Source organism: Bacillus sp. JJ722, assembly GCF_036963345.1.
In the GTDB taxonomy this organism is placed as follows: domain Bacteria; phylum Bacillota; class Bacilli; order Bacillales; family DSM-1321; genus Bacillus_AD.
The window spans coordinates 1-1670 of record NZ_JBALMO010000313.1 but is presented as its reverse complement, the minus strand read 5'-3'; the positions used below and the strand labels follow the sequence as shown (position 1 = coordinate 1670).

Annotated in this window: 1 protein-coding gene; it reads left to right on the top strand. The window is 26.7% G+C overall.

Features of this window, described 5'->3' with window-relative positions:
- Positions 1-1670 (top strand): hypothetical protein (locus V7014_RS24845; RefSeq protein ID WP_335511410.1); only part of this gene is annotated, 1670 nt, incomplete at both ends.

Sequence of the window (1670 nt, the reverse complement as noted above, 5' to 3'; positions counted from 1 at the left end):
ACTTTAGATCAATTAAAAGAATTAAGTCAATGTACAGAAATTGATTACATAGAAAGTAAAGAAGATCTAATAAATAAATTCCTTGCTAATCAAAAATTATCAAAAGTTCTGCAGTACTTAAAGGAATTCCAAAACAAGAAAAAAAAATCAATAGACACTATATATGAATGGGTATATTCTGAATCAGAAGTAAGATATGATTTAAGTACTTTAAACAAACTTTATCATCTTTACATAAAAAAACCTACAGTTTTATTTGATGTATTCACTTTACATAAGTGGCTTTGTAAAAGTTCTGGTGAAAAATATATCTATCAAAATAATATTACCCAAAAACAACTTGATCAATTTACTACTAATAAACAATATGAGACAGCAATGACAAATGATCTTCATACAAATTCAAAAGATCATGAATATAAAATTGTCTCCACTTCTACGTTTACTAGCAAGAAAATAATTGTACTTATATATAAACAGATGTCTGATGTAGTTCTTCCAGATTTCGATGGTAACAAAAGAAATAAAAAGATTTCTGAAATAATGTTTGAAATTAATCTTAATGATAAATCTATCTCAATTAAAACTACTAATAAAAAAGATGAACATTCACTTTTAAAGTATTTTAATGAAAATTTAAATACCAAACTTCAAAAGTTTACCATGAAGCCTTTTAAAGGATTTACAACCGAGATATTTCAACAATTACTTTCTAATGAAGATATATCAGAAAACACTGACTACAACATGTATATTTCTGGTATTTCATTTAATTCAAGTAACCTTTGGAAATCTCCTGTTTTATCTTTCGACCTTAAAGATGATGATGTTTGGCCAGCAGTTGTTGAAGGGCATGAAAAAGGAATGATTAGACCTAAAAGTTTAAAAGATATAAAGTATATAAGATTATCATTTAAAGACATGTCTTCAAAGAAAATATATACAATGATAGAAGCAAATGGTGATATAACTTTCCGCTTACAGGACGCTAACCTTACAATTGAACAAATCGATAAAATTAACGGATTATTCAAAAGTATTTTTGGCGTCCCAATTAATCAACCTATTAGTAGTCAAGATTTTATTGAAGGAAAAGCTGACAAATTAGATTTTATCCTAAAGCACTGTTCACCTTCATTACTATCTGATAATTCGATTTTTGAAGAATTAATCGATGAGCAACTAATAACTAAAAACGAAGAAAATGGCTATTCTTGTACTAATCCTGAATGTAGTGTCCTTTACAATGATGAACCAGAAAATGATTGTGAAAAGTGTGGAAATGATGAATTTGAATTTAAAAATAGGATTAGATATGAATTAAATTTTAAAAGAATTAAATCACTTACAAAAAAGAAACTCTCTTCATGGAGCAAAAATAGAAATATTAATTTTCTGAGTGATACCAGCATAACCATTTATAGCAAAAAATACAATTTAATGAATATAGAGACCTCGTATGGTTCTATACAAATTTTAATTACAAAAGATTTATTGCCTACAAGAACTTTAAATAGATTCAGAAAGCTCATGACTCCTACCATTATTGTATATATTGGACATCATGAAGCTGATTTTATACATCAAAATACCGATAGTATCTTTCCAACAAACTTTGGAAAAATTTACGCATATGAAGAAGCTGATTTTAATATACACCTTGACTATAT